Annotated in this window: 31 protein-coding genes; 21 read left to right on the top strand and 10 right to left on the bottom strand. The window is 60.2% G+C overall.

Annotation, left to right across the window (positions count from 1 at the left end):
• The first annotated feature begins 32 nt into the window (after positions 1 to 32).
• The 10 genes from PO778_RS11715 to PO778_RS11670 all read left to right on the top strand — a co-directional run bounded on the left by PO778_RS11715 (position 33) and on the right by PO778_RS11670 (position 9502).
• Positions 33 to 434, top strand: a complete 402-nt coding sequence (locus PO778_RS11715; RefSeq protein ID WP_271439752.1) for a hypothetical protein — start codon at positions 33 to 35, stop codon at positions 432 to 434.
• A gap of 63 nt (positions 435 to 497) precedes the next feature.
• Positions 498 to 1049: an MmcB family DNA repair protein gene (locus PO778_RS11710; RefSeq protein ID WP_271439751.1), complete on the top strand. Its 552-nt coding sequence runs from the start codon at positions 498 to 500 to the stop codon at positions 1047 to 1049.
• Between the two features lie 65 nt (positions 1050 to 1114).
• On the top strand, positions 1115 to 1837 hold the full coding sequence (locus tag PO778_RS11705; RefSeq protein ID WP_271440037.1) for a sterol desaturase family protein: 723 nt from the start codon (positions 1115 to 1117) through the stop codon (positions 1835 to 1837).
• Positions 1837 to 2274, top strand: a complete 438-nt coding sequence (locus PO778_RS11700) for a DUF2141 domain-containing protein (protein WP_271439750.1) — start codon at positions 1837 to 1839, stop codon at positions 2272 to 2274. Before PO778_RS11705 ends, PO778_RS11700 begins: the two co-directional genes overlap by 1 nt.
• A gap of 127 nt (positions 2275 to 2401) precedes the next feature.
• On the top strand, positions 2402 to 4354 hold the full coding sequence (locus tag PO778_RS13690; protein ID WP_438944400.1) for a PAS domain-containing protein: 1953 nt from the start codon (positions 2402 to 2404) through the stop codon (positions 4352 to 4354).
• A 50-nt stretch (positions 4355 to 4404) separates the two neighbouring features.
• Positions 4405 to 5484 carry an App1 family protein phosphatidate phosphatase gene (locus tag PO778_RS11690; protein ID WP_271439749.1) on the top strand — a complete coding sequence of 360 codons (1080 nt, stop codon included), beginning with the start codon at positions 4405 to 4407 and terminating at the stop codon, positions 5482 to 5484.
• A complete protein-coding gene (locus tag PO778_RS11685) occupies positions 5485 to 6459 on the top strand; it encodes an alpha/beta hydrolase (protein ID WP_271439748.1) in 975 nt (324 codons plus the stop codon).
• A gap of 10 nt (positions 6460 to 6469) precedes the next feature.
• Positions 6470 to 7825, top strand: coding sequence for a M48 family metalloprotease (locus PO778_RS11680; protein ID WP_271439747.1), 1356 nt, complete (start codon positions 6470 to 6472; stop codon positions 7823 to 7825).
• A 10-nt stretch (positions 7826 to 7835) separates the two neighbouring features.
• Positions 7836 to 8543 (top strand): DsbA family protein, encoded by a 708-nt coding sequence (locus tag PO778_RS11675; protein WP_271439746.1) that lies wholly within the window; start codon positions 7836 to 7838, stop codon positions 8541 to 8543.
• A gap of 2 nt (positions 8544 to 8545) precedes the next feature.
• Positions 8546 to 9502, top strand: a complete 957-nt coding sequence (locus PO778_RS11670; RefSeq protein ID WP_271439745.1) for a hypothetical protein — start codon at positions 8546 to 8548, stop codon at positions 9500 to 9502.
• Here PO778_RS11670 and PO778_RS11665 read toward each other — a convergent pair.
• A complete protein-coding gene (locus PO778_RS11665; protein WP_235903727.1) occupies positions 9499 to 10101 on the bottom strand; it encodes an HD domain-containing protein in 603 nt (200 codons plus the stop codon). The two genes, PO778_RS11670 and PO778_RS11665, sit on opposite strands and share 4 nt — an antisense overlap.
• A 149-nt stretch (positions 10102 to 10250) precedes the next feature.
• Between PO778_RS11665 and PO778_RS11660 the strand changes: the two genes are divergently transcribed.
• The 5 genes from PO778_RS11660 (at position 10251) to PO778_RS11640 (ending at position 14284) form a co-directional block, all read left to right on the top strand.
• Complete coding sequence (locus PO778_RS11660) at positions 10251 to 11480, top strand: sensor histidine kinase (RefSeq protein WP_271439744.1); 1230 nt, start codon at positions 10251 to 10253, stop codon at positions 11478 to 11480.
• On the top strand, positions 11477 to 12274 hold the full coding sequence (locus tag PO778_RS11655; protein WP_160731070.1) for a LytR/AlgR family response regulator transcription factor: 798 nt from the start codon (positions 11477 to 11479) through the stop codon (positions 12272 to 12274). The genes PO778_RS11660 and PO778_RS11655 overlap by 4 nt, the downstream gene beginning before the upstream one ends.
• A 12-nt stretch (positions 12275 to 12286) precedes the next feature.
• Positions 12287 to 13150 (top strand): carboxylating nicotinate-nucleotide diphosphorylase, encoded by an 864-nt coding sequence (gene nadC / locus PO778_RS11650; protein WP_271439743.1) that lies wholly within the window; start codon positions 12287 to 12289, stop codon positions 13148 to 13150.
• 83 nt (positions 13151 to 13233) lie between these two features.
• Positions 13234 to 13590 (top strand): hypothetical protein, encoded by a 357-nt coding sequence (locus PO778_RS11645; protein ID WP_271439742.1) that lies wholly within the window; start codon positions 13234 to 13236, stop codon positions 13588 to 13590.
• Complete coding sequence (locus PO778_RS11640; RefSeq protein WP_271439741.1) at positions 13571 to 14284, top strand: ribonuclease T2 family protein; 714 nt, start codon at positions 13571 to 13573, stop codon at positions 14282 to 14284. Before PO778_RS11645 ends, PO778_RS11640 begins: the two co-directional genes overlap by 20 nt.
• Here PO778_RS11640 and PO778_RS11635 read toward each other — a convergent pair.
• Positions 14281 to 14736 carry a nucleoside deaminase gene (locus PO778_RS11635; RefSeq protein ID WP_271439740.1) on the bottom strand — a complete coding sequence of 152 codons (456 nt, stop codon included), beginning with the start codon at positions 14734 to 14736 and terminating at the stop codon, positions 14281 to 14283. The two genes, PO778_RS11640 and PO778_RS11635, sit on opposite strands and share 4 nt — an antisense overlap.
• 162 nt (positions 14737 to 14898) lie before the next feature.
• Between PO778_RS11635 and rpmB the strand changes: the two genes are divergently transcribed.
• Positions 14899 to 15195, top strand: coding sequence for a 50S ribosomal protein L28 (rpmB, locus tag PO778_RS11630; protein WP_160731075.1), 297 nt, complete (start codon positions 14899 to 14901; stop codon positions 15193 to 15195).
• A 103-nt stretch (positions 15196 to 15298) separates the two neighbouring features.
• On the opposite strand, the gene PO778_RS11625 is transcribed toward rpmB, so the two are convergent.
• Genes PO778_RS11625 through xseA form a run of 4 tightly spaced genes read right to left on the bottom strand, consistent with a single transcriptional unit; the run spans position 15299 to position 18971 of the window.
• Positions 15299 to 16309, bottom strand: a complete 1011-nt coding sequence (locus PO778_RS11625; protein ID WP_271439739.1) for an esterase-like activity of phytase family protein — start codon at positions 16307 to 16309, stop codon at positions 15299 to 15301.
• A gap of 21 nt (positions 16310 to 16330) precedes the next feature.
• Positions 16331 to 17287: a M23 family metallopeptidase gene (locus PO778_RS11620; RefSeq protein WP_438944399.1), complete on the bottom strand. Its 957-nt coding sequence runs from the start codon at positions 17285 to 17287 to the stop codon at positions 16331 to 16333.
• Positions 17284 to 17487, bottom strand: coding sequence for a DUF2093 domain-containing protein (locus tag PO778_RS11615; RefSeq protein ID WP_160731077.1), 204 nt, complete (start codon positions 17485 to 17487; stop codon positions 17284 to 17286). Before PO778_RS11615 ends, PO778_RS11620 begins: the two co-directional genes overlap by 4 nt.
• 23 nt (positions 17488 to 17510) lie before the next feature.
• A complete protein-coding gene (xseA, locus tag PO778_RS11610) occupies positions 17511 to 18971 on the bottom strand; it encodes an exodeoxyribonuclease VII large subunit (protein WP_271439738.1) in 1461 nt (486 codons plus the stop codon).
• On the opposite strand from xseA, the gene purD reads away from it, so the two are divergent.
• Positions 18970 to 20256 carry a phosphoribosylamine--glycine ligase gene (gene purD / locus PO778_RS11605; RefSeq protein WP_271439737.1) on the top strand — a complete coding sequence of 429 codons (1287 nt, stop codon included), beginning with the start codon at positions 18970 to 18972 and terminating at the stop codon, positions 20254 to 20256. The two genes, xseA and purD, sit on opposite strands and share 2 nt — an antisense overlap.
• Positions 20257 to 20337: 81 nt before the next feature.
• Positions 20338 to 20649, top strand: a complete 312-nt coding sequence (locus PO778_RS11600) for a PilZ domain-containing protein (protein WP_160731080.1) — start codon at positions 20338 to 20340, stop codon at positions 20647 to 20649.
• On the opposite strand, the gene PO778_RS11595 is transcribed toward PO778_RS11600, so the two are convergent.
• The gene (locus tag PO778_RS11595; protein WP_160731081.1) at positions 20650 to 21657 is read right to left on the bottom strand and encodes an adenosine kinase; all 1008 of its coding nucleotides are present in this window, start codon (positions 21655 to 21657) and stop codon (positions 20650 to 20652) included.
• Positions 21658 to 21786: 129 nt separating this feature from the next.
• Here PO778_RS11595 and PO778_RS11590 point away from each other — a divergent pair, with 129 nt between their 5' ends.
• The 3 genes from PO778_RS11590 to PO778_RS11580 all read left to right on the top strand — a co-directional run bounded on the left by PO778_RS11590 (position 21787) and on the right by PO778_RS11580 (position 23946).
• Positions 21787 to 22494, top strand: coding sequence for an EI24 domain-containing protein (locus PO778_RS11590; RefSeq protein WP_271439736.1), 708 nt, complete (start codon positions 21787 to 21789; stop codon positions 22492 to 22494).
• Entirely contained in the window at positions 22484 to 22930 is a 447-nt protein-coding gene (locus PO778_RS11585; protein ID WP_271439735.1) for a hypothetical protein, read from the top strand. Before PO778_RS11590 ends, PO778_RS11585 begins: the two co-directional genes overlap by 11 nt.
• Positions 22931 to 23004: 74 nt before the next feature.
• Positions 23005 to 23946 (top strand): hypothetical protein, encoded by a 942-nt coding sequence (locus tag PO778_RS11580; RefSeq protein ID WP_271439734.1) that lies wholly within the window; start codon positions 23005 to 23007, stop codon positions 23944 to 23946.
• A 27-nt stretch (positions 23947 to 23973) separates the two neighbouring features.
• Here PO778_RS11580 and PO778_RS11575 read toward each other — a convergent pair whose 3' ends face one another.
• Genes PO778_RS11575 through PO778_RS11565 form a run of 3 tightly spaced genes read right to left on the bottom strand, consistent with a single transcriptional unit; the run spans position 23974 to position 25999 of the window.
• Positions 23974 to 24333, bottom strand: a complete 360-nt coding sequence (locus PO778_RS11575; protein ID WP_271439733.1) for a HesB/IscA family protein — start codon at positions 24331 to 24333, stop codon at positions 23974 to 23976.
• On the bottom strand, positions 24330 to 24827 hold the full coding sequence (locus PO778_RS11570) for an SUF system Fe-S cluster assembly protein (RefSeq protein ID WP_271439732.1): 498 nt from the start codon (positions 24825 to 24827) through the stop codon (positions 24330 to 24332). The genes PO778_RS11575 and PO778_RS11570 overlap by 4 nt, the downstream gene beginning before the upstream one ends.
• On the bottom strand, positions 24827 to 25999 hold the full coding sequence (locus PO778_RS11565) for a cysteine desulfurase (protein WP_271440035.1): 1173 nt from the start codon (positions 25997 to 25999) through the stop codon (positions 24827 to 24829). Before PO778_RS11565 ends, PO778_RS11570 begins: the two co-directional genes overlap by 1 nt.
• Between the last annotated feature and the right edge of the window lie 40 nt (positions 26000 to 26039).

Raw genomic sequence — 26039 nt, 5'->3', positions numbered from 1 at the left:
TGGCAAGCGATCGGGCGTAAAAGGCGAATCCTATGGACGCCTCTCCAACCAAATTCCTCACGCCCGACCGGGCCGACCACAAGGTCGCCGCGAGTAATAATTTGAGCCGCCAATGGGCTGCGGTGCAGGATGCCGCAGCAGCGGTGGCGATGCTGGCGGGAATGCCTGCTGAGAAACCTTCGCAGAAAATGCGCAATTTTCCCGCGCTGATCAGGGATGTCGATGGCTGGCAGCTGGATCTGGCGCGGAATCAGGTTTCGGACATGGCCGCGATGATGCAGCCGGGCCTCGCCGCCCTGCTTGCGACCAAGGCACGCGGACAAAACGGCACGTCCGCCGCACTGACTCTGTGGCATGAATATGTCGCGGCGCGCGATGCCTTGCTTGCACTGCTACCGGAAAGCGGCGCGATGGGGCCGCGCCGGTCCGCATGAATTTTTAAGGCCAGTTTGCCTGCACCATCTTGACCAAGTTCTTGCTATGTTCCAACAAGAGGCATGGCTCAGACATCAGTGATTCACCCGAACCAGACCAACACCGCCGCGAATGCCGCGGCCAGCGCGCGGCGTGGTTCTGAAGTCGCTGCGCCGCTAGATGCCAAGTCCCTCTCGCGCGGTATCCTGCGCTTGTTCGGCCGTAACGATATCTGGTGCCTGCCCGAAATGCCCTTGCGCAACGGGCGCCGGGCGGACCTGATGGGCATGGACCCCAAAGGCCGGATCGTGATCGTTGAAATAAAGGTCAGCCGGGCGGATCTGCTGGGCGACAACAAGTGGCCCGATTATCTTGATTTCTGCGACCGTTTTTACTGGGGCGTTCCGCCCGGCCTCGACCGCTCCCCCCTGGAAACAGAGGCATACCAGCCGGATTGCTGCGGGATCATCGTTGCGGATTCCTACGATGCGGAAATCATCAGACCTGCCCCTTCGCACCCGCTGGCTGCCGCGCGCCGTAAAGTCGAAATAGAACGATTGGCGCGGGCTTCGTTGAGGCGGCAGGTAACTGCGAGTGACCCTGAATGCTCGGCTTGGGCCCGCACACAGGGCTGAAGCGGCCTGGCTGTTTCAGCAATTAGGGCCTGTCGCATCGGCCCCGCCTGCGGCATACAGCAATGATGATGACCGCGATCCTCCTGTCTGCAATTGCCATGACGGCGATTGTCGCGGTGCGTTATCTTTTGACCAGCGGAATGTTTGCCTGGGCAACCAAGCGCGTTAGGCCAGGCCTGTATGGCAAGCTGTCGCGGCAGATCCGGTCGGAAATCGGCTGGTCGCTGCTCTCAGCCGCTATTTACGGTATCCCTGCCGGCGTAGTTGCGTGGGGCTGGCAAAACCTGGGCTGGACCCGGATTTACACCGACCTGTCCGAGTTTCCGCTATGGTATCTGCCGGTATCGCTTTTCGCATATCTGTTCCTGCACGATACGTGGTTTTACTGGACGCATCGCTGGATGCATCAGCCCCGCCTGTTCAAGATCGCCCATGCCGTACATCACGCCAGCCGCCCGCCAACCGCTTGGGCAGCGATGAGTTTCCATCCGGTCGAGGCCATCAGCGGGGCCTTTGTCATCCCGGCGCTGGTATTTCTGATCCCGGTCCATATCGGCATTCTGGGACTGGTATTGGCAATCATGACAATCATGGGCGTCACCAATCACATGGGGTGGGAAATGTTCCCCCGCGCGCTTGTTCATTCAAGGTTGGGGAACTGGCTGATAACCGCCAGCCACCACCAGCGTCATCACGAGGCATACACATGCAATTTCGGCCTATACTTCCGGTTCTGGGACAGGGTCTGCGGGACAGATCGCGGCATTTCGGACGCTTTTGCAAAATAGTGATATTCGCGCCGGCGGCAGCCCTGCTGGCGGGCAATGCCCCGGTTCGGCCTGAACCGGTCGGCGCTTCTATCAAGGTTACAGCCACGGAACTCCGTTCAGCCAAGGGCGTGGTCCGCGCCTGTATGACGACCAACGCAGACCGGTTTCCCAAATGCCGGGGTGACGCAAACGCCTACAGCGTGGTCGTTCCTGCGGCGGAAACGGTGTCTTTCACCTTCCGCAACGTGAAGCCCGGACGATACGCAATCGCTCTGCTGCATGACGAGAATGACAACGGAAAGGCTGATCGCGCACTGATGATGATGCCTACCGAAGGCTTCGGCTTCTCCCGCGATGCAAAGGTCAGGATGGGTCCGCCAAAATTCCGCGATGCTGCGTTTGACGTCACAGCAGCAGATCAATCGCAGCCGATCCGCATGCGTTACATGCTGTAACACAAGGGTTTTCATGACCCTTCCAGACGCCATTGCATCGCGGGCGCAAAGAAACGCACTTAACAGTATATTTACTACACGCCGCCAAAAGGTCCCTTGAACTTTTACCAAGGGGGCTTTTCGGGCCATGGACACGTTTCGCGGAAATTTCAGCTCGGCTGATTACGATGCCGACGATCGCGACTTCGACGATGGTGAAGACGAAACCGGACGCGAATTGCCGCCTGCGGCAATCGGTACGGACGAGCGCCGTATGCAAGTGCGTGCCTACAACCACTGGGCCAGCCTGCTGGAAGACCGCAGCTTCCCATCAATCGAAGACCTTGAGCCTGAAACTATCAACGATTTTGGGCCTTTCAGCGTGCTGCTCGATTTCACCTCGGGCATTGAAGATCCGGCAATCCAGTACCTTGGCAACGAACTTGCGGGCGAGTGCGGTACGCATGACGAAATCGAGCGCCTATCGGACGTGCCGAGCCGGTCGCTGCTTAGCCGAATTACCGATCACTACATGCAGATTCTCGCGAATCAAGCGCCGATCGGGTTCGAAGCCGAATTCGTAAACCAGCGCGGCGTGACGATCCTGTACCGCGGCATCCTGCTGCCTTACTCAAGTGACGGCGACACGATCGATTTCATTTACGGAGTGATCAACTGGAAGGAAATGGCCGACCAGATCACAACCGATGAACTGCTGCTGGAAATTGACCAGGCGCTGGATAGCGGTGAGCTGGAAGCCGAGGGATCGGATGCAGACGCCGATGGCATCGCCGATCCGATCGACGCACCGCTAGACCTCGAAAACGAGATCGGAACCATCGATGCGAGCGGTATGCTCGACCTCGGCGAGTTCGAAGACAGCGAGCCCGAAGGGGAAGAGGAAGAGGGCTTCCCTGCCCCGGCATTCGGCGCGGACAACGCAGACTATTCGGCAGAAATCACTGCAAACGATGATTTGGAAGACGCAGATGAAGCGGCTGTCCAACGCCTTTCATCCCTGATCCAGCCGCGCGAGCGCAAGCAGAACCCGCTAGCGGGAAGCTTCGACGAGGACGATTGGGAAGACGCCGACGACGGCGAACAATTCCACGATCCCCTGGCCTCCATGCGCGCAGAAGATCAATTGTCCGGCGGCGCGGATTATGGCGGCGAAGACGGCAGCGAAGACGGCGTAGCCCCGCTCGGCGCGTCACCTTTGCTCAAGAAAAAGACCAAGACGCTTGGCCACGGCCTCGGTTCGATGTTCGAAACCTCGGAAAACAACTTCGACGATGATCTCGATGAAGAAGACATCGAAGAGCTGGAAGATTTCGACACAGATGATGATCTCCGCATCAGCGGCGTCCCGGACACAGGCCTCGCCGATGCTCCCGCAGGGTTTGACGAGCAGGAAGAGCCTGCTGCCCCCGCAACAGAGATCGAGGAAGAGGTTCCGGCTGCGGAAACCGTACTGCTTGGCGCTTCTGACGCTGCGGAAGGCGATCTGTATGATTGCCTGGCCGAAGCGCGCGAACTGGCGCAGATCGCCAACACGTCAGAAGACCGCACCCGCACCGCACTGTATAACGCAGTGGGCCGCGCATATGATGTGAGCTTGGCTGCGCAGGAATCGCCCGAAGATTTCGAAGAACTGATCGAGGAAAACGGCCTTACGGTGCAGGAACGTGCGCCAATGACGCCAGTGGTCAAGCTGGTTTTCGGTGCCGATTACGACAAGACACGCCTAACCGAATATGCTGCCGTTCTGCAGCATGCGCAGCGCCTCGAGATCGAGCGCCGGGGGCTGGCTCGCTTCCTGTCCGAAGCGGAAGGCGGGCTCAAGGCCGTGGTTCAGGCCGAACGCCGCATCCGCAAGGAAGAGAGCGGAAAGACAGTCGACCCGGTTGATGAAATTCGTCCGGCTCTGGCAGAAAAGCTGCGCGAATTGGAACACCGCCCGCTGAGCGAAATTTCGGCAGATGGCGCGGAATTCGGTGCAGTATTGATACGCCGGCTGGACAGCGGCGAAATCGTGTTCGTTGCCGAAGTTTCCGACGATATTCCGCTGCTTGAGAAAGTTGCCCGCAAGGTCGCCGGATAAATCACCGGAACTGCTATTGAATTGCACCGCAAGATGTCTAGCGTCGCGCGGTGCCATTCTTCACCAATGCTCCGCCCCGGGTTCAGCCCTTCTTCGGTTACCGAAGCAGCGAAATCCTGTCCATTTCCGCACGCGCTCTGCGAGGGAATGTCGCCGATTTCAATGCAGAGGGAATGCTGCGTTCCGTCCGCACGATGCTGTCGCAATTCATCTCGCATGAGGTCGCCGGGCTTCAGGTTTCGCTGACCATCACGCGCGAGGATGGCTCTGAATTAACCCGCACGCAGGAAACAGATGAGGAAGGCTTCGTCCATTTCGAGATAGAAGTGGATGACTGGCCGCTGCCGCCGACCGCGCTGTGGCACGTCGGCAAGCTGGAATGGACAGGCGGCGCAGGAGAGGCCGAATGTCATATCCTTGCCCCAGGTGCCGATACCGATCTGGCGGTCATATCCGACATCGACGATACAATCATTGAAACCGGCATCACCGGCAGCCTTAAGGCGGTGCGCCGGAACTGGAAGCGGGTGCTGGCGCAAATGCCGCATCAGCGCGAGCATGTGCCCGGGGTGGACGGATTTTACCAAGCGCTCGGCGGAGGTGCAGGGCAGGCTTCGGAAACTCGCCTGTCGGCAACCCGCCGGCCGTTCTTCTATGTCTCCTCCAGCCCTTGGAACCTGTTCAGCTATCTTGTCGCATTCAAGAAGTCGCGCGGGCTGCCGCTCGGCCCCGTGATGCTGCGCGACTGGAGCCTGAGCCGCGAGACGCTCGGTTCCGGCGGGCACGGCGAACACAAGCGGGCCTCGATCGAAACCATCCTTGGTGCCTTTCCAGACATGCGCTTCGCCCTGATTGGCGACGACACGCAGGGCGACCTGACCGCCTACGCATCAATCGCCGCGGATTTCCCCAACCGTATTGCCGCGATATTCATCCGGTCCGCAGGTGAAGCCTTGTCGGGCGAAGAAGTCGAGGCCAAACAAGCCATTGCAGAGGCAGGGGTTCCGCTCTGGCTCGGCAGCGATTATCAGACCGGAGAAGCATTTCTGCGCGAAGCGGGGCTATCGGCCGACCGCGATGCTGCGGAAATTGTCGAGACGGTGGAACAGGTAGCAGAGGCCGCAGGCTAAATGACAACCAAGGGAAAACGGCGCATGATCTGGATTGCAGCGATCATCGTTGTGCTGCTGCTCGCAGCGGCAGCCGCGCTACAATTCGCGATTGGCCGCAACGGCCCCGCGGTGCTCGACACTGTAGACCGGATCACGGCCGGCGACCGGGGCGTGGAACTGGCCGAGAAAGTTGTCCTGGGCAGTGATCCGGCACAGAAAGTCGCCGTCTATCGCGATTTCAGCCAAGTTGCTGGCGAAAAACCGGTGCTGATTTTCGTGCATGGCGGCAGCTGGCGTAGCGGCAATCCTGACGATTACGGGTTCTTTGCGCGCGGTCTTGCGCCTGAAGGTTTCGTTGTCGTGCTGGCCGGATACAGGTTGGGCGACGCCGGTGTATTTCCCGGGATGGTGGAAGACACGGCGCGAGCGGTTGCATGGACGAAGGCGAACATTTCCCGCCATGGCGGCGACCCTGATGCGATATTCATCGCCGGACATTCTGCGGGCGCATACAACGTGGCGATGGTCGGACTCGACCGGCAGTGGCTGGGCCGCGAAGGGTTGGAGCCGGGCACCATCAAAGGCGTGATCGGCCTTGCTGGTCCGTATGATTTTTATCCTTTCGACAGCGATTCCACGCGCGCGGCCTTCGGGGACGCCAGCGATCCGGAAGCCACCCAGCCGATCAATTTCGTTCGCGGTGATGCACCGCCCATGCTGCTGCTGACAGGCCAGGACGATACCGTGGTGAAGCCGCGCAACACGGTGGCCCTGACTGAGGCCTTGAAAGGGCTGAACGGCCAGGTCGAGACGCACTTCATTGATGAAATGGACCACAATCTGATTATCATGGCCACCGCCAGCCCGTGGCGCGGAAGCCATTCCATTATCGAGCGGATGACCGGCTTCATGAACCGTATCACTGCCGCTGAGGCCGCTGAAATGCAGGCAAAGGGCAGCACTTCAGTTCCCGTTCAGGCCGGAGCGCCTTAAAATCCGGGCGATGCGCATCTTGTCCCGCCTGCTGGCCGCTCTTGCGGCGCTGACCATGGCTGCGCAGCCTGTTGCAGCCCAGTCGATCCTGCGCGACGCAGAGACTGAGGCGCTGCTGCAGGATATGGCCGATCCCCTGATCGAGGCTGCCGGGCTGGAGCCGGGCAATGTCGAAGTGGTGCTGATCAATGACGGATCGATCAACGCTTTCGTAGCTGGCGGGCAGACGGTCTACATTCACAGCGGGCTGATCAACGCCGCGGACACGGCAAATGAGGTTCAGGGCGTAATCGCGCATGAGCTTGGCCATATTACTGGCGGGCACGTCAATCGCATCAGCGAGGGCATGAGCTCTGCCTCTAATATCTCGATCCTGTCACTGCTAATCGCCGCCGCAGCAATTGCTGCGGGGGCAGGCGAGGCCGGAATGGGCATCATGGCCGCTGGACAGCAGGCCGCGATGGGCAAATTCCTGGCGTTTTCGCGGGTTCAGGAATCGTCCGCCGATGCTGCCGGGGCAGAGTATCTGTCCAAGGCCGGAATTTCCGGGCGCGGCTCGCTGGAATTCTTCAAGAAGCTGCAGAACCTGGAATTTCGATACGGCATCAAGCAGAATGACGACGCGACATTCTCGCGCACGCATCCGCTTTCAGGTGACCGTATTTCCACCCTGCGCGAAACCTATGTCATCGATCCGGCATGGGATGCTCCAGACGACACGGACATTCAGCGCCGTTTCGAACGGGTAAAAGCCAAGCTTTACGGATTTCAGGCCGAACCCAAGAAGACGCTGCAATATTATCCGGAAACACGGCAGGATATTCCCGCCCGCTATGCGCGCGCCTATGCCTATCACAAGAGCGCGCTGGTCGATAAAGCTCTCTCCGAAACGGAAGGCTTGCTCCAGCTCGATCCGCAAGATCCGTATTTTCTCGAACTGAAGGGCCAGGTCCTGCTAGAATCGGGCCGGCCGGTGGAGGCGCTGGAACCGCTGCGCAAGGCGACGGTGCTGACCCGCAGCGAACCGCTGATCGCATCCATGTTCGGCCATGCATTGATCGCAACCGAAGACAAAACCCATTTCGAGGAAGCGGAGCAGGTGCTGCGCGCAGCGGTGGGGCGCGACCGGTTGAACCCGTTTGCCTGGTACCAGCTGGGCGTGGTCTATGCCGCACGCGGCGACATGCCCCGGGCACGGCTCGCTAGCGCGGAACAGCAAGTGATGAGCCGCCAGTATGCCCTCGCTATCCGCAGCGCACAGTTCGCGGAAGCTGGCCTGCCCACTGGCTCGCCCGACTGGATCAGGGCGCAGGATATCGCCTTGCAAGCCCGCGCCGAGCTTGAACGTCAGCAAGAGCGCCGCTAGCCATCTAAAGATGCAGAACCTGTCCACCCGCAGCATTGCGCTCGTCGCCCTCGTGTCGCTGATTTTCGGCTTTGGAGGGGCGGCCTTGTGGTCGATTTCCGGCCTGGGTCACAGCCAGACGCGGGACTACCTGCTCGAAAACCCGAAAATCCTGCCTGAATTGGTGGCAAACTGGGAAAAACAGCAAGCGAACGAGCGACTGGCCAACGTCGCCGGTGAAGTCACAAAGCCGTTTCCGGGCGCGATCCTTGGCAATCCCAACGGCACGGTCACGCTGGTTGAATTCACCGACTATGGATGCACGTTCTGCCGGATGAGCCGCGAGAACGTGGAGGCACTGACCGCCGCCAATCCTGATCTAAAAGTCGTCATTCGCGAATGGCCCATTTTTCAAGGCAGCGATGCTGCGGCCAAGATGGCGCTGGCCGCCGCCAAACAGGGCAAGTTCCGCGAATTTCACGAAGCGATGTTCGACAACGGCCCGCCCAATGAAGATAATATCATGAGCGCGGCAGCAATCGCCGGTATCGATCTGGCGCTGGCGCAGCAATTCGTATCCTCTCAGGAAGCGGATTTCGAACTGGCGCAAAACATGACCATGGCGCGCAATCTCGGTTTCACCGGGACGCCTAGCTGGATCGTTGGCAGCGAAATCATCGAAGGCGCGGTGGGCGAAGAACGGCTGCAGGAAGCAATCGACGCCGCCCGGGATTCCTGATCATGCGCGGGCGGGCAGCAATATTATTCATTGCGGCCGCATGTTTTTCAGCCCCCCTTACAGCGCAGGATAATTTCTCCAAGGATTTCAGCTACCTGCAGCAGCAAGACAGTTATCTGCAATCGATTGGCTGGAAGCTGGTAACCAGCAATGCCGCATTTTGTGACCAGACAAAGCCCGCTACAGGGCTGCTGATCCAGGATGCAGCCGGTTATGGCGATCCGGCAAGAGTGCGCGCCGAAACCGGTATTGGCGGCGATATTTTCATCCATGCGGTTGTTCCGCGCAGCCCGGCAGCGCTTGCCGGTATCGATGCGCCTGAAGAACTGACTGCAATCGATGGCATGGAATTGGCGGCGCTTCCTCTGGACGAAGACCGCTTGTGGCAACGCCAACTCGATATAATGGCGATGATCGCCGCTTCGCTGGCGGAGGATGGCACGGTTGAATTATCGATCGCAGGCAGACCCGGTCCGGCGACAATCACCGGCAAACGCGCATGCGCTTCGCGGTTTGAACTGATTTCGGGCCGGTCCAGTGTCAGCACCAATGGCACGCGGATCGCAGTGGGGCGCGACTTCGTGGGCCTCGGCTATGCAGAAGACGAATTCGCCGCCGCGCTGGCCCATGAACTGGCGCATAATCTGCTCGGCCATGCTGGCTGGCTGGATACCAACGGGCGCGGCAGACGCAACGTGCGCAAAACGGAGGACGAGGCCGACCGGCTGATGCCTTGGCTACTCGCCAATGCAGGATACGACCCTGCAGCAGCAGTGCGCTTTCTCGAACGCTGGGGGCCGAAAAACGGCGGCGGCCTGTTCCGCAAACGCACCCATTCAGGATGGGACGAACGGGCAGAAGCAGTCGCGGCAGAAATCCCCCGCGTACTGGCGTCGCAAAGCCGCCGCGGTGCAGCTGACTGGAAAGCGGATTTCGCGCGGATTATCGCCCTGGATTAATCGTCCGAGACGTACATCGACGACAGCGGGCGGGCAAAAACGCGCTTCACCATCGGTTCGAAAAATTCCAGCGGCTCGCTGTCGTAATCCGGGTCGAATGCAGCCTGGTCGTATTTCTCGCAGAATTCCGCGCACGCATCGAAGTACGGGCTGTCACGAAACTGGTCGCGTGTATTCTGATCCATGCCCAGGAAGTGGAAGAAGTAATATCCCTGGAACGCGCCGTGGTGCTGGCAGATCCAGTGCTCTTCCTCGGTCACGAACGGCTTGATGATGGCAGCGGCCACATCGGGGTGGTTGTAGGAACCGAGTGTGTCGCCGATATCGTGCAACAGCGCCATGACCACGTAGCGTTCGCCGCGCCCATCGCGGTGCGCGCGGGTCGCGGTTTGCAGAGAATGCTGGAGCCGGCACACGGGGAACCCGCCAAAATCGCCTTCGAGCAGCTTGAGGTGGGTCAGAACCCGGTCAGGCAGGTCGGCAGCAAATTCGAGGTAATGCTTCTGGATGATCTTCCAGTCAGCCTCTGTTCCCTCTTTCATCTCACGAAATTTGGCGTGTTCCGCCACTGCGTGCATCTGGCCCGTCTTGATATCCATTGGTGAGTCCTCTCCTTGGCGCTCAGTAATACCTCAAGCCGATCCATGTGTAAAACCTTCCCAGTCAGCGCGGGTGCGCAGCGCCGATACAAAACCGCAGATGCAAAACTGGTGTGACCTTTTCTGTCTTTTTCGGCTAAGGAGGGGGAATGGCTGTCTTGCCCTTTCAACCCACACCGTTTTTCAAGAACAAGAACCGCGCGTTCTGGAACCTGCAATTCGCGGGCTGGGGCGGCGCATTCCTGTTGCGTGCGATCACCGGCCTGGTCGGCGGACAGGATGCAAGCTTCCTCGTAATTGTCGCGATCGAGGCGATTACAGGCTTTTCCATCAGCCTGGTCCTGTCGGTAATCTACCAGCGTCTGATGACGCAGAAACCGCTCGTCACATGGGCCAGCACCGCAGTCGTGCTGACTTTTGCCGTATGGCTGTTCACCTTCATCATCGCATGGGTAATCAGCCTGACGCGGGCCAGTTTCGACGGCAATTTCGTTTCGCTGTTCATCGGGTTCCTGATCTGGCCGCTGACCCTGCTTGGCGGGTGGTCGGCGCTCTATTACGCGATCAATTTCTTCCTTCAGGTGGAAGAACAGGCCGACCGGCTGGAACGGCTGGAAGCGCAGGCGACCAGTGCCCAGCTGGCCATGCTGCGATATCAGCTGAACCCGCATTTCCTGTTCAACACGCTCAATTCGATCAGCACGCTGGTGCTGCTGAAACAGACCGCACCAGCCAACGCCATGCTGACCCGGCTGTCATCGTTTCTGCGCCACACGCTGATGATCGAGGCCAGCGGAACGGTGACGCTGGAACAGGAAATCGAGACGCTTAAACTCTATCTCGGCATTGAAAGAATGCGGTTTGAGGAAAGGCTGCGCACCGAATTCAACATCGAGCCGGATGCGGCCCTTGCCTGCCTGCCGGCTATGCTGCTGCAGCCGCTTGTCGAAAATGCCATCAAATACGCTGTCTCGCCGCAGGAAGAAGGGGCGAAGATCAGCCTTGAGGCGCAACTCGTCGGACAAAGGCTGCGCGTCACCGTTTCGGACACCGGCCCGGGCTTGCCCAGCGACGGCGGCCACCACATTCTCCCTGATGCTTTGACAGGAGAGGGTCGTGCGGTTTCAACGGGCGTCGGATTGGCAAATATTCGCGACCGTTTGGCACAGGCTTACGGCGATGATCACCTGTTCGAGATTCGTACGCCGCCGACAGGTGGCTTCACCGTGATAATCGAATTGCCCTTTACGAAAGCAGAAGATGACGCCGAGCAGGCCGCCCCCCGGGCTGTGTCCGGCACCAACCCCCAGGTCGCACCCCCCAAGTCCGCAATGCCCGCACCGGCGCTGACTTCGCGACAGATCGGAACCCAAACATGACTATCCGCGCGATAATCGTCGATGACGAAAAACTGGCCATTCAGGGCCTCCAGCTGCGCCTCGATGCGTTCGAAGATGTCGAGGTGATCGACACCTGCGCCAATGGCCGCGAAGCCATCCGCAAGATCAAGACCCAGAAACCCGACGTCGTCTTTCTCGACATCCAGATGCCGGGATTCGACGGCTTCAGCGTGGTCAAGGGCGTGATGGAAATCGAACCGCCACTGATCGTGTTCGTCACCGCGTTCCAGGAACATGCAATCCGCGCGTTCGAGGCCAATGCCGTCAATTACCTGATGAAACCGGTCGACGAGGACAAGCTGGCCGACACCATCGAACGCATCCGCGTGCGCCTGGCGGAGAAAAAATCTTCCGAAGAGGCGGAAAAGCTGATGAACGTGCTGGCAGAAGTGGCACCTGACGCAGCCGAGGAATTCACCGAAGGCGACGGCGAAAGCAGCGAACGGTTCGAAAAACTGATCAATGTGAAAGACCGCGGGCAAATCTTCCGCGTCGAAGTTGAATCGATCGAACATATCGAGGCAGCGGGTGACTATATGTGCATCTACACCGGCGACAATTCGCTGATCCTGCGCGAGACGATGAAAGATCTGGAGCGGCGCCTTGATCCGCGCAAGTTCCAGCGGGTGCACCGCTCGACCATCGTCAATCTCGACCAGGTCCGGCAGGTGAAACCGCACACCAACGGCGAATGCTTCCTCGTGCTCGATTCCGGGGCGGAAGTTAAGGTTTCGCGCAGCTACCGCGATGTCGTCGCGCGTTTCGTACATTAAGGAGACAGGGATTTGACGCAGTGGTCGCTGGAGGGGTTCGACCTCGACGCATTTGTGCGCGAAACGCTCGCGGAAGATCTGGGCAATGGCCTGCCGGGCGGCGGGCATGACGTAACTTCGGAAAGCGTCATTCCAGCCGATGCCCGCTTTTCCGGCGTGATGGACAGCCGCGATCCGATCAGCGTTGCAGGGTTGCCGATTGCGGAGGCGTTCTTTCGCGCGCTCGATCCTGACATGGAGATCGAAATTCTGGTCGCAGAAGGCCAGTTGGTACCCGCCGGTTCGGACCTGATGCGCCTGTCGGGAAATGCCCGCGCCATGCTGACCGCGGAACGCAGCGCGCTCAACACCGTGCAGCATCTGTCCGGCATCGCGACCATGGTGCGCGAATATGTCGACACGATGGACAATCCGGATTGCACCCTGCTGGATACGCGCAAGACCATTCCCGGCCTGCGGCATCTGGAAAAATACGCCGTGCGCATGGGCGGCGGGAATAATCACCGCATGGGATTGTGGGATGCGGCGATGATCAAGGACAATCACGTGCTGGTTGCCGGTGATGTTGGCGAGGCAGTGCGCCGCGCCCGCGAGGCAGGCGTTGCGACCATCATTTGCGAGGTCGACCGGCTGGACCAGATCGAGCCCGCGCTTGAAGCGGGCGCAACCCGTTTGTTGCTCGACAATATGGAGCCGGACACGCTGCGCGAAGCGGTGGCGATGGTTGCCGGACGCGTACCGACAGAGGCGAGCGGCGGGATCAATCTGCAAACGATCAAAGCCAAGGCGGCGACCGGTGTAGATTACGTGTCAGTCGGCCGCCTGACGCAAAGTGCGCCCGCAGCCGATATCGGGCTGGATTTCACGCCGCTGTGAGAGCCGCTGGCCCGAGGCCAATTGCCATTCGCCTGTTCGCGGGCGCGTTTTTTACAGCGGCAGTGATTTCGTTCGGGTATTCGATGGCCAATATTTCCGGCCATCAGGCGCTTCTGACGCAGACCATCCCGGAAATCGTCTGGTCACGGGATCTTACAATCGTCGTGGTGTCTGCGCGGCTGTCGATTGCGCTCATCCCGATTGCATTAGTATGGTTTTTCGCCGCAAGGTTCGCCCGGTGGATGATCGCGCTGCTCGCATTCGGCAGACTCATCAATCTTCCTGGATTGTTTGCGATGTTGGGATATTCCAGCAGCATGTTCGCACTCCAGTCCACATCGATGGCCCTTGCCTTCATTGCGGCAGCTCTGCTGTTTACGCCAAAGGCGAATGACTGGTTCAGCAATAAGGGACGCACGAATGCTGCGATATTTGAGTAACCCGCTCGCGCTCCTCGCCCTCTTGCTTTCAATCCCCAGTGCCGCCAGCGCGCAGGCCTATCAATGCCGCATCCCCGGATCGGTCAGCGTGCCCGAAATTGCGCCTGCGGGCAGGCCGCGGCCATTGCCCGTCACCGGATATACCCTTGCCGTCAGCTGGTCGCCCGAATTCTGCAAGGGACGTGAGATGCAATCACGCCACCGTACGCAATGTTCCGGGCGCAGCGGCCGCTTCGGCTTTGTCGCGCATGGCCTGTGGCCCGACGGGCGCGGCACATGGCCGCAATATTGCTCCACACAGCGCAAGGTTTCCCCGGTCGAGGCGCGCCGAAACATGTGCATGATGCCCTCTACCGCGCTGATTGCCAGCCAATGGACAAAACACGGCAGCTGCATGACGCGGCGGCCCGAAACCTATTTCAAGGTCACCCGCATTTTATGGAACAGCATCACATGGCCGGACGCCGACCGGCTGTCGCGCAACGATGAGCTGACAGCCGGGATGCTGCGCGATGCCTTTGTCAGGATCAATCCCGACTGGCCGCGTGAAGCGGTGGGGGTCAGCGCCAATACGCGCGGCTGGCTTCGCGAATTACGGCTTTGTTACGGCAAGGATTTCATGCCTCGGCGCTGCAACGCCCGGCAATACGGACCAAACGACCGGGCAAAGCTGAAAATCTGGCGCGGGCTTTAGCGCCGCTCTCTAAAAAAGCTGCGCAGCAGTTCTGCCGCCTCCACCTCTCCCATTCCCGAATAGATTTCAGGCTTGTGGAGGCATTGTTCGTGTTCGAACACCTTCGCCCCGTGCTCCACCGCGCCACCTTTCGGATCGGGGGCAGCATAATAGAGCCTGGCAATCCGGGCATGGGCAATCGCGCCGGCGCACATCGCGCACGGTTCCAGCGTGACCCACAGCTCGCACCCTTCCAGCCGCTCGCCGCCCAATATCCGCGCAGCTTCGCGAATCGCGGCAATTTCTGCGTGGGCGGTGGGATCATGGTCCTCGCGGGGGCTGTTATGGCCGCCGGCAATGACCTCTCCATCCTTCACGATCACCGCGCCGATCGGGACCTCGCCCGAATCCGCGGCGCGTCTGGCGAGGTCCAGCGCGTGTCGCATCGGTTCGGGGAGCGGCCAGCGGGTCATGCCTGCCGCGCTAGCCGGGGCCGGGGCGGGCTGCAATACAGGCCGTGAAATGCTTGACGATTCGGCTAGGGGCAGTTAAGCGCGCGCCTTTCCGGGATATTCCCACAGATTTAACTGGCCTTCGGCATTCGCTGGCGGCCCCAAATTCGAACGAGAGACATCATGTCGCGCATTTGCGAACTGACCGGCAAGGGCCGCCTGACCGGCAACAACGTTAGCCACGCCAACAACAAGACCAAGCGTGTCTTCCTGCCCAACCTGCAGAACGTAACGCTGCTGAGCGAAAAGCTCGATCGTGGTTTCAAGTTCCGCGTATCGACCCACGGCCTGCGCTCTGTCGAGCACAATGGCGGTCTCGACAACTGGCTGCTCAAAACCAAGGACGAAAAGCTTTCGAAGAACGCGCAGAAGGTAAAGCGCGAACTGAAGAAAGCCGTCAAGGAAGCTGAAGCTGCCTGATTGCTGACACCTTCCGCAAGGGGGGGTGTTCGGTTTGACGATTTAGAAGGGCGCGCGGGATTCTCGCGCGCCTTTTCTGTTGTCCGCGGCGCAGGCAGGCTCGCTACGCCGGATCCCAGTGAAGTTCGAGCAGAAGCGTGCGCTGAAACCCGCTGCGGTTGTCATCCGAAATCAGCCACAGGGTCACGCCCTTATCATTGCGCTGGCTATCAGCGCGGGGGACGATTGCCAGACCTTCGTAATTGTCCTGAACATCAGAGCCCGAGATCGTGCCCAGAACCTCTCCGCTCCACGGTTTTCTTTGCGCAATCGCGTCCCGGATTTCCGCCGGATCAGCCAGCATCACGCTGACATCGAAGCTGGGCGGCAAGCCGATATTCAACTTGCGAACCAGCACCAGCACGCGGCCATCGGGTAGCTGGGCCATATCGACCGGCCGGAAACCCTCAGGCGCGGCGAATGCGAATTTCTCCGGCACAGCCCCTTCGACAGGGTCGGAACCATAGAGCAATGCGGGGAAATCGCCGCTCCACCAGGCAGCCCTGCCCTCTGACAAGACAATAAACCTACCATCGCGCAGACGCACCATCGCCTCTGGTCCGGAATTGGACGGCCAGCGCCGCATCTCTGCGGGCCGTATCAGCTTCGAGCCGGTCAGGTCGGCGTCCAGCCGTTCCAGCGAATTGATCCCTTCATACCCCACCCAGATACGTCCGGTGGTAGAATCGCGGGTGAGAGATTCGATGTCGACCAGCTTCTTTTTGGAAGCGGTCTTGCCCGCGAAATTCTCGATCCGCACGGTGCCAGGTTCACTATCGTGCCTCGCAGCGGATTGGCCAGGCGCAGGCATTATGAGCAATTTGCCGGTATCGCTTCCAGCCATCAGCCGCCCATCATCCAGCGCCAAAAGCGCGGAATAGCTGCCGAAATTGCTGTTCGGGCTGGTCAGTTCCCACGCCCCGGCAAGCTGCAATTGCCCGAATCGCCGTGCGCCGAGTTCGAGCGGGTTGGCCGTAACGACTTGCGAACGCGTGTCTGTGCGCGGAGGGGACCGGACCCATGTGCCGGGTGCCAATGCCAGCACAACGCAAGCAATCAGGAACCAGCGACGCATGGGTTCAGCTGCCAATCTGGATCAGCGCATCGGCCCGGTAAACAGCAGCGGGTCGAGCCTCGCATCGCGCCACTTCAATCCCCAGTGCAGATGCGGCCCGGTGGCGCGTCCGCTGGACCCGATATTGCCGATATACTGGCCCTGTTTCACTACATCGCCTTCGGACACGGCAATCTTCGAACTGTGCAGGAATGCGCTGTTCAAACCCTGCCCGTGATCGATGATCAGCAGATATCCCTCCAGCGAGAAAGGCTGCTGCGTCGCCAGAGTCACCACGCCGTCCGCAGGGGCCACAAAGGGTGTGCCGCTCTGGCCAGTCGTGATGTCAATGCCCGAATGATAGCTACCCGGTTCGCCGCGATAGACCCGCTGGGATCCGAAGCGTCCTGAAATGCGTCCTGTGACTGGCCAGATGAAATCCTGGCTCCATCCGGGAGTATCCGCGCCGACTTTGCGCGCGGCATTGATCTGCGCAAGTTCGGGCCTGCGGCGTGCCATGAACGATTCGCTGGCACCGCCAGCACGGCGGGCAACATTGACGCGTTCGATATTCCAGCTGCGGGGTGAGACCGCGAAGGGGCTTTCGATCGTGCGGCCATTTGCCAGCTTCGCCACCAGAGTTGCGGTGGGGCCTGCATCGCGGTCGAATGCGGCAAAGAAGCGACCTTCATTATCCAGTGTCAGCGGCTGACTGCCCAGAGTGGCGGTCACGGTTCCGCCCGGTGCCTGTCCGCGGATCCAGCCGCCCTGCGTCAGTTCGCCATCATACAGGAAAGTCGACGGGCCAACTGGCTCCGGTTCGGGCATTGGGGCCGGTGAAGGTGCCGCCGAAGGGCGAGCAGCCTCGCTCGCAATAGGTTGGATTATTTCCGCCTGCCCCGCATCCGCTGCGCCCGCATCGACAGTGGCGCCGTTACATCCGGCCAAAAGCAAAACACCCGTCAGACTGGCCAGACGCAGGCCGGGGCGCATGCTCATGCCGTTTCGGTCAGGCGTTTGGTGGCGATTTCGGCGCTGGCGTATGCCTCCTGCAAATCCACGCTCCAGTAACGCAGTTCATCGAGCGAGATCGCCTCGCCCGTGACTGCGCACAGCACATGATTGCCCGGCGATTTCACGCGGAAACCATTGGGTCCGAATGCCAGCTTGGCTGGCTCAGTGTCTGAATCCATCAACATGGTCGCGCCTTATCAATTACCGTCTAACCGAACAAATCATCTTGCCGGTTTTTTGTTTCATCGCCCGCTGTCTTACGCTTGCGCGGTTTTACAGAAGCTGAAGACGCGGCAGCCGGAACGACATCCAGCACACCATCGACGAATTCGATGCCGAAACCCGGCAGGTCTGCAGCACCCTTGCGCGTTCGGACCAGATTGCCATCTGCATCCTTAACCAGCACGAATCCACGTTGAAGCGGTGCCTTGGGATCGAGCGATTGGTAGAGCCGTTCAAGCGCGGCGAACCGTTCCGCATCGCGTGCGGCGCGCTGCCCGATAACCGCCTGTGTCAGACGGCTGGCCGCGAGTTTGCTTTCCGCTTCGCGAAGCCCGCGCTGCAGAACAGACACTGGCATACGCAGCGCACCGAGCCGTTCGCGGCCTTTCGCTGCGTGATCCTTCAGGCCGCGGCGAAGGCGATCGGTCAGATCATCAAGCTTCTGGACCTGGGGCTGCAGCAATGCTTCCGGTTTGGGCAGCCGCTGCAACCGCACATCCAGCCGCTCCCGGCCCAGCGTCACCGGGCGCCCAATCGCGCGCTTTTTGCGGTAAGCGAGATCTTCAATCGTGGCAGAAAGCTCCGCCCGCACAGGAACCGCCATTTCCGCCGCCGCAGTCGGGGTTGGTGCACGCCGGTCGGCGGCAAAGTCAGCCAGAGTCGTGTCGGTTTCGTGCCCCACCGCCGAGATTACCGGTATCGGGCAATCGGCAATCGCGCGGACCACGACTTCCTCGTTGAAGCCCCACAGATCCTCTATCGAACCGCCTCCGCGCGCGACGATCAGGATATCGGGCCTCGGCATATGCTGCGGAAGGTCGGAGAAACCGCGGATCGCAGCGGCGACCTGATCAGCCGATCCCTGGCCCTGTACCAATACTGGCCACACCAGGACATGACTTGGAAACCGGTCTGCCAGACGGTGCAGGATATCACGGATCACCGCTCCGGTCGGCGATGTGACAACTGCGATCGTGCGCGGCAGAAACGGCAGGGCGCGTTTCCGTTCACCCGCGAACAGGCCTTCCTTTTCCAGTCTGAGGCGCGTTTTCTCCAGCAGCGCCAGCAGAGCGCCCTCGCCCGCAATTTCCATGCTGTCGATGACGATCTGGTATTTCGAACGTCCGGCATATGTGGTCAGCTTACCCGTCGCGACGACTTCGATGCCGTCCTCGGGCAGAAATCCCAGACGTCCGGCATTGCCGCGCCACATCACCCCGTCGATGACAGCTTTTTCATCCTTGAGCGCGCAGTAAAGATGGCCTGACGCAGCGCGTTTAACCCCTGAAAGCTCGCCGCGCAGGCGAACGAAACCGAAACGATCTTCGACAACCCGCTTGAGCATGGTCGAAATCTCGGTGATCGATAGAGGCGCAGCGTTGTCGCCTTCCGCGCTCCGCGCTACCAAACCGCCAGATGCATCATTGTCGAAGGAAGAAGCGGGCATGAATATCCTGTTGCTGGGGTCGGGCGGGCGCGAACATGCGCTGGCATGGAAGCTGGCGCAATCCAGCCTGTTACAGCGGGACGACGATACATTCTACGCCGCACCGGGCAACCCGGGAATCGCCGATCATGCGATGTGTATCGACCTTGATGCCGGCAATCATGCCTCGGTTCTGGAATTCTGCGGGGAAAAACAGATCGGACTGGTCGTGATCGGACCGGAAGCACCGCTGGTCGACGGCCTTGGCGACAGCTTGCGAGCGGTCGGCATTTCCGTATTCGGGCCGAGCAAGGCTGCCGCCCAGCTGGAAGGGAGCAAGGGCTTTACCAAGGATCTGTGCGAACGGGCCGGAATCCCAACCGCCGGCTATATCCGCACAATGTCGCTTGCCGAAGCGACCGCCGCGCTGGACAAGTTCGATGCGCCCTATGTGCTCAAGGCCGATGGCCTTGCCGCAGGCAAGGGCGTGGTCATTGCAGAGACGCGGGCCGAGGCGACAGAGGCGCTGACTGACATGTTCAGCGGCCGGTTCGGCGAAGCAGGCGCGGAAGTGGTGATCGAAGAATTCATGCGCGGCGAGGAAGCCAGCTTCTTTGCCCTGACCGATGGCGCGACCATTCTGTCGTTCGGCTGCGCGCAAGACCATAAACGGGTTGGCGAAGGCGACACCGGTCCCAATACCGGCGGCATGGGCGCATACAGCCCGGCCCCGGTCCTGACCCCGATGCTGCGCGGCGAAGTTCTGGAAAAAATCATCGCCCCCACGGTCAAAAAGCTGGCCGATGAAGGCATGGCCTATTCAGGTATCCTGTTCGCAGGGCTGATGCTGACCGATCAAGGGCCGAAGCTGATCGAATATAATTGCCGGTTCGGCGACCCCGAATGCCAGGTGCTGATGACACGGCTGCAAAGCGACCTTGGCGAATTGATGCTCGCCTGCGCCGACAGCAAGCTTGCCGCATGCGACCCGGTTAAGATGAGCGACGATGTGGCCCTAACCGTAGTGATGGCGGCCAAGGGTTATCCGGATACGCCCGAGAAGGGCGGCACCATCGATCTTGATGGCGCGGAAGAAGGTGGGGCCAAGGTATTCCATGCCGGAACCAGGCGAATGGAAGATGGCACGATTGTCGCCAGCGGCGGCCGGGTGCTGAACGTCACAGCCACCGGCAAGAACGTCACAGAGGCTCAGGCAGCGGCCTATAAAGCGGTCGATGCGATCGACTTCCCGTCCGGCTTCTGCCGCCGTGATATCGGCTGGAGAGAAGTCGAGCGCGAACGGTAACAAGCCGCAAGCAGCAATATATTACCAAATTAACGATGACTATTTAGCATTTGTGCAATCGCCGTGATGTATCGGGCCTGCATGCAAGATCGCTCATCCAACCGACACGACGTGACCATCCTCGGGCACTACCGCGCAGGAAGCGGCCTGAAGCGCGAGGTCACGATGCTCGACCTGTCGGAAAGCGGGTGCCGCTTCCACGACCGCCGCACTGTGCTGCGGATGAATGCTGCGCTGACCATCAGGATCGGCGCGCTTGGGCCCTTCGATGCGACCGTCCGCTGGATAGAGCGCGATACCGTCGGGGTGCAGTTCGCGCGGCCAATCTATGGCCCCGTTTTCGAACATATCCGGACCCAGCTGGACAATTCCAACTGGCGCCCGCCAGCCTGATTATCCCAGCCGCTTTGCAACCAGTTCCTTCGTATCAACGATAGGACGCGGTCCGTAGTGCGAGATTACCTCTGCTGCGCACACTGCTCCGCGCAGAAGACAATCGGCCAGCGAAGCGCCTTTTACATGGCCTGACAGGAAACCGGCTGCGAACTGATCGCCGGCACCGGTCGTATCTACGACCTTATTGATCGGCTCAGCAGCGACTTCCGCACGTTCGCCATTGGCGATTGCCACGGCACCTTTTTCACTGCGTGTCGCGACCAGCACCGGAACCTTTGGGGCAACCATTGCCAGCCCTGCTTCGAAGTCGTCTTCGCCGGTCAGAGTGGCAAGTTCTGCCTCGTTGACGAACAGGATGTCGATCACGCCACCCTCAATCATATCGCGAAAATCGTCGCCGTGGCGATCAATCACGAAGCTTTCCGATGCAGTGAAGGCAATCTTGCGGCCAGCGTCGCGGGCAACCTGAATCGCGCGGCGCATGGCCCGGCGCGGCTCTTCCGGATCCCACAGATACCCTTCCAGATACAGCACTGCCGCATCGGCGATCAGTTCTTCGTCGAGCGCCGCTGCCGGCAGATACTGCCCAGCGCCAAGAAATGTGTTCATCGTCCGCTCGCCATCGGGCGTGACGAAAATCAGCACCCTTCCGGTCGATGGTTCGCCGGTGCGTACCGGAGTATCGAAATCGATCCCGGTTGCGCGAATGTCATGTTTGAAAACGTCGCCCAGCTGGTCGTCTGCAACCTGGCCGATAAAGGCGCACTGGAGCCCCAGCGTGGCCAGCCCGGCCAGCGTGTTGGCAGCCGAACCGCCCGATGTTTCCGTTGCTGGTCCCATCGCGTCGTAAAGTTCGCTCGAACGCTGTTCATCCACCAGCGTCATTCCGCCGCGGTTCATGGACAGCTCCTCAATCAGCTCTTCCTGGCACGGTGAAATCACGTCGACCACAGCGTTGCCGATTGCGATCACGTCATAGCGGGGCGAATTGTCGATATTGGGCATGATTTTCCTGAGTCAGAACAGAGTTTGGTTGGTTGCTGGCGCGCCTAGCCGCTCACACAGGGCGCGCCAAGGCCTTCCGGTGATTTGTGCGATTGACGAGCGCACATCCATGCGGGCAAGTGCGCGGTGATGACCAGTGTGCCAAGCGCCATTTCAAAAGCTATTTCACAATTGGGCGATCCGAAGATTCTTCGGGTCTTGCTCAAGACCGTGTTGCTGACCCTGGCCGTATTCATGCTGGCCGGTGCCGGTTTGTGGTATGCCATCGCTCAATCTCTTGCCGCCGCAAAGCTCAGCTTCGGGCCGGAACTGGGCGCGCTGCTGGCGGTGGTCCTGACCGCGGTCGGCGGCTGGATCCTGTTCCGCATCGTGGCACTCGCAATTCTCCAGTTTTTCGCCGACGAGATCGTGCTGGCGGTGGAGCAAAAGCATTTCCCGGAGCACGTGGGCCGCGCAAGGACCCTTGCGTGGAGCGAGGAGCTGCGCAACAGCCTCCGGTCTATCGGCCGTGCCATTGCAGTCAATTTGGCGTCTTTGGTGGTGGCGATACCGCTGTTCTTCACCGCTATCGGGCCTGCGATCGTGTTCTGGGCCGCGAATGGCTGGCTGCTGGGCCGCGAATTGCAGGATATGGTGTGGCTGCGTCACCGCCATGCGCCATCTGACAAACCGCCGCTCGGCAAAATGGAAAGATTTGCGCTTGGAGGGATCGTAACAGCAATCCTGGCCATACCCTTTGTCAATTTTCTCGGGCCAGTGATCGGCGCTGCAAGTGCAGCCCACCTAGTTCACAGCCGCCTCGCATCCCTGCCCCCAGGAGCCAACAATGCCGCGTAGTTTCCGTGCCTGTCTCACCATCGCTATCATCCCGCTGCTGGGGGCGTGCGCCGCGACCGCGATTCCGCCCGCAACCTCGGGCTCCAGCAATTCAGCCAATCGGCCAGGTGTGCGCAGTGCGCCGCCGCCGCAGGTTGCACCGGCCCCATCAACCGGCAGCTTCCGCGCACCCCGCGTCATGAATAACCGGGGTTTGGAAAGCGTGATCGGTGCAAACTCTGCGGGGTTGGAGCGGCAGTTCGGACCAGCGCGCCTAAACGTCATAGAAGGCGACGTGCGTAAGCTGCAATTCGGCGGCGAGGCTTGCGTGCTCGACGTCTATCTCTATCCGCTCAGCCCCGGTGCAGAGCCGACCGCGACCTATGTCGATGCAAGGCGCGCAAGCGATGGGCTGGATGTAGACAGGTCAGCCTGCGCCGCCGCCCTCAAGCGCTGAGACTGGCTCGCTAACGCGAATTTAAGGGTATTCTGGCAGGCAATTCGGAACCGAAAACAGAGGTTTCGAAAACAATGAGTGTCCAATTCGCCGATCTGGCCAAAAATGTATCCGCCGATGGTCATGTGTCACCGGAAGAACTGCTCGCGCTGCGCCGGCTCGGCTGGGGCGACGGGAAGATTCACCGCGGCGAAGCAGAAGCAATTTTCGCGATCAATCAGGTCATGGAAAATCCGAACGCGGAATGGACCGACTTTTTCGTCGAAGCGCTGGCCGAGTTCGTCCTCAATGGCACCGAGCCGCGCGGCTATGTCGATGAAGCCGAAGCCGAATGGCTGATCGGCGCGCTGGATCAGGACGGGCGGCTGGAATCCATGGCGGAACTGGAATTGCTGGTTCACGTGATGGAGCGTGCCGGAAATGTACCCGACAGGCTCAAGCATTATGCGCTGGCTCAGGTCGAGAAAGCTGTCCTGACCGGTACCGGGCCAACTCGCTGTGGTGGCGAACTCTCGGATACGCACATTTCGGCGGCCGAATGCAGTATCATTCGCCGGATCGTCTTCGCCAGCGGCGGGCACGGGCCAGCGGCGGTCAGCCGCCATGATGCAGAAATGCTGTTCCGCCTCAAAGACGAGACGTTGGCCGAAGCGAACGATCCGGCTTGGGATGCGCTGTTTATCGACAGCGTCGCAAATTACCTCAAGGGGTTCCACCTATCAAACGCCCAGCTTGACCATGCGCGGATGAAGGAACTTGAAGCGTTCGTCGCAGACAACAGGGCAAGCGTAGGCCGCTTCATGGGCGCCATGGCACGTGAACTCCCGCAGGTACGAAACCATTTCGGGAAGGTGTTCGGCAAGAATGCTGCGGGAACCCGTTATGCCGAAGCGCAAGCTGCCGGCAATCTGGTTACCGACAACGAGAATTCATGGCTTGAAAAAATGATCGATGCCGACGGCGAAGTTGACGATCTCGAAAGAGCGCTTCTGGCACGGATCACTGCCGAGGCCTGATCCCGCCTGGGGGGCCTTTTCGGCCGATCAGACCATAAAGCTTTCGCCGCAGCCGCAGGCACCCTTGACATTCGGGTTTTCGAACGTGAATCCAGCTGTGAAGTCGTCTTCCACCCAGTCCATCACGGACCCGACCAGATATAACACACTGGCCCCATCAATGTAGAATGTGCCGCCAGGGGTTTCGATCTTCTCATCGAATTTCGCCTCCTCGGTCACGTAGTCGACAGAATAGGCAAGTCCCGAACAGCCGCGCCGCGGGGTTGAAAGCTTGACGCCGATAGCATCAGCGGGCGCTTTGGACATCAGGTCGGCGATCCGTGCCTCTGCCCCTTTGGTCAGGGTCACGGCTGCCGGAATTTGGCGAGTTTTCGTATCGGCCATCATAGCATCCCCAGTTCGAGCCGCGCCTCGTCACTCATTTTCTGCGGGTCCCAAGGCGGATCCCACACGAGATTGACCTCTGCATCGCGCACGCCGGGCACCGATGCTGCGCGCAATTCCACTTCGCCCGGCATGGATTCGGCAACCGGACAATTCGGGGTGGTCAGCGTCATGTTGACGACCACGTCGCATTCATCATCCACTTCCACGCCGTAAATCAGGCCGAGATCGTAAATGTTCACCGGAATTTCCGGGTCATAGATTTCTTTCAGCGCCGCGATCACCGCATCGTGCAGCTCTCCGCCCGGTTCGCCCGCCGCAACTTTTTCCGGCTTTTTCTGCAGGAAGCCTTCGAGATAGTCGCGCTTGCGTTCCAGCTTTTCGCCCATGCTTTCATCGGCGGCATCGGCGGAAGGCACCGCATCTTCCACGCGCGCACGGCGCGGAGCCGACACGGCTTCGACTTCTTCGACTTCTATCTTGCGCTCTTCGTTCATTATCCGAAGATCCTCTTGGTTCTCTCGATACCGCGCAGCAGTGCGTCGATATCGCTTTCGTCACTATACAATCCGAAACTCGCCCGCGCTGTGGCCGGAACACCCAGATGGTCCATCAGCGGCTGCGCGCAGTGATGGCCGGCGCGGATTGCGACATTCTCTTCATCCAATATGGTGCCGAGATCGTGCGGGTGAACCCCCTCCATCTCGAACGAGACGATACCGGCGGTTTTTTCGGGGCCGAACAGGCGGATCGAATTGATCGATCGCAGTTCCGCCCGCAGCTTTGCCGCCAGCGCGCTTTCATGCGCGAACAGGTCTTCCATGCCCAGTGCATCGACGTAATCGATCGCGGCGTGCAAAGCGACCGCCTCGGTGATCATCGGGGTTCCCGCCTCGAACCGCTGCGGCGGGGGGGCATAGGTTGTCTTTTCAAACGTGACGCGGTCGATCATCGCGCCGCCGCCTTGCCACGGGGGCATCGCGTCGAGGATTTCCTCGCGCGCCCACAGCACGCCGATACCCGTGGGTCCGTAAAGCTTATGCGCCGACAGAACGTAAAAATCGCAGCCCAATTCCTGCATATTCAGCCGCATTCGGGGCGCTGCCTGGCAGCCATCGAGCAGCAGCTTTGCCCCAACCGCATGGGCCAGGCTAGCAGCGCGCTTCGCGGCCAGAATCGAACCCAGCACGTTCGAGACATGGGCGATGGCCACGATCTTGTGCTGCGGTGTAAGCATCTGCTCCATCGCATCCAGATCGATCAGACCATCCTCGGTCAGCGGGCAAACATCGATTTCAGCGCCGGTGCGCTGCGCGACCATCTGCCACGGCACGATGTTGGAATGATGTTCCAGCTGGCTGAGCATGATGCGGTCGCCGGCTGAAAGATTTTGCCCGCCCCAGCTTTGCGCGACCAGATTGATGCCTTCGGTTGCGCCGCGAACGAACACGATTTCGTTTTCGCTTCTCGCACCGATGAAACCTGCTGTGCGGCGGCGGGCTGCTTCGTAAGCCAGCGTCATTTCGGCAGAGCGCGAGTACACGCCGCGGTGCACCGTCGCATAATCGCGGCCCAGCGCATTGCTCATCGCGTCGATCACCGCCTGCGGTTTCTGCGCGGTGGCCGCTGTATCCAGATAATGCCAAGGCTTCCCGTTCGCGGTCATCATGCCGGGAAAATCAGCTTTGCGGGTCAGTGTTTGCGCGTCG

The sequence above is a fragment of the Pontixanthobacter luteolus genome (assembly GCF_947494915.1).
GTDB classification, from domain to species: Bacteria; Pseudomonadota; Alphaproteobacteria; order Sphingomonadales; family Sphingomonadaceae; genus Pontixanthobacter; species Pontixanthobacter luteolus.
The sequence above is the reverse complement of the archived record's forward strand: the minus strand, read 5'-3'. Positions and strand labels throughout refer to the sequence as shown.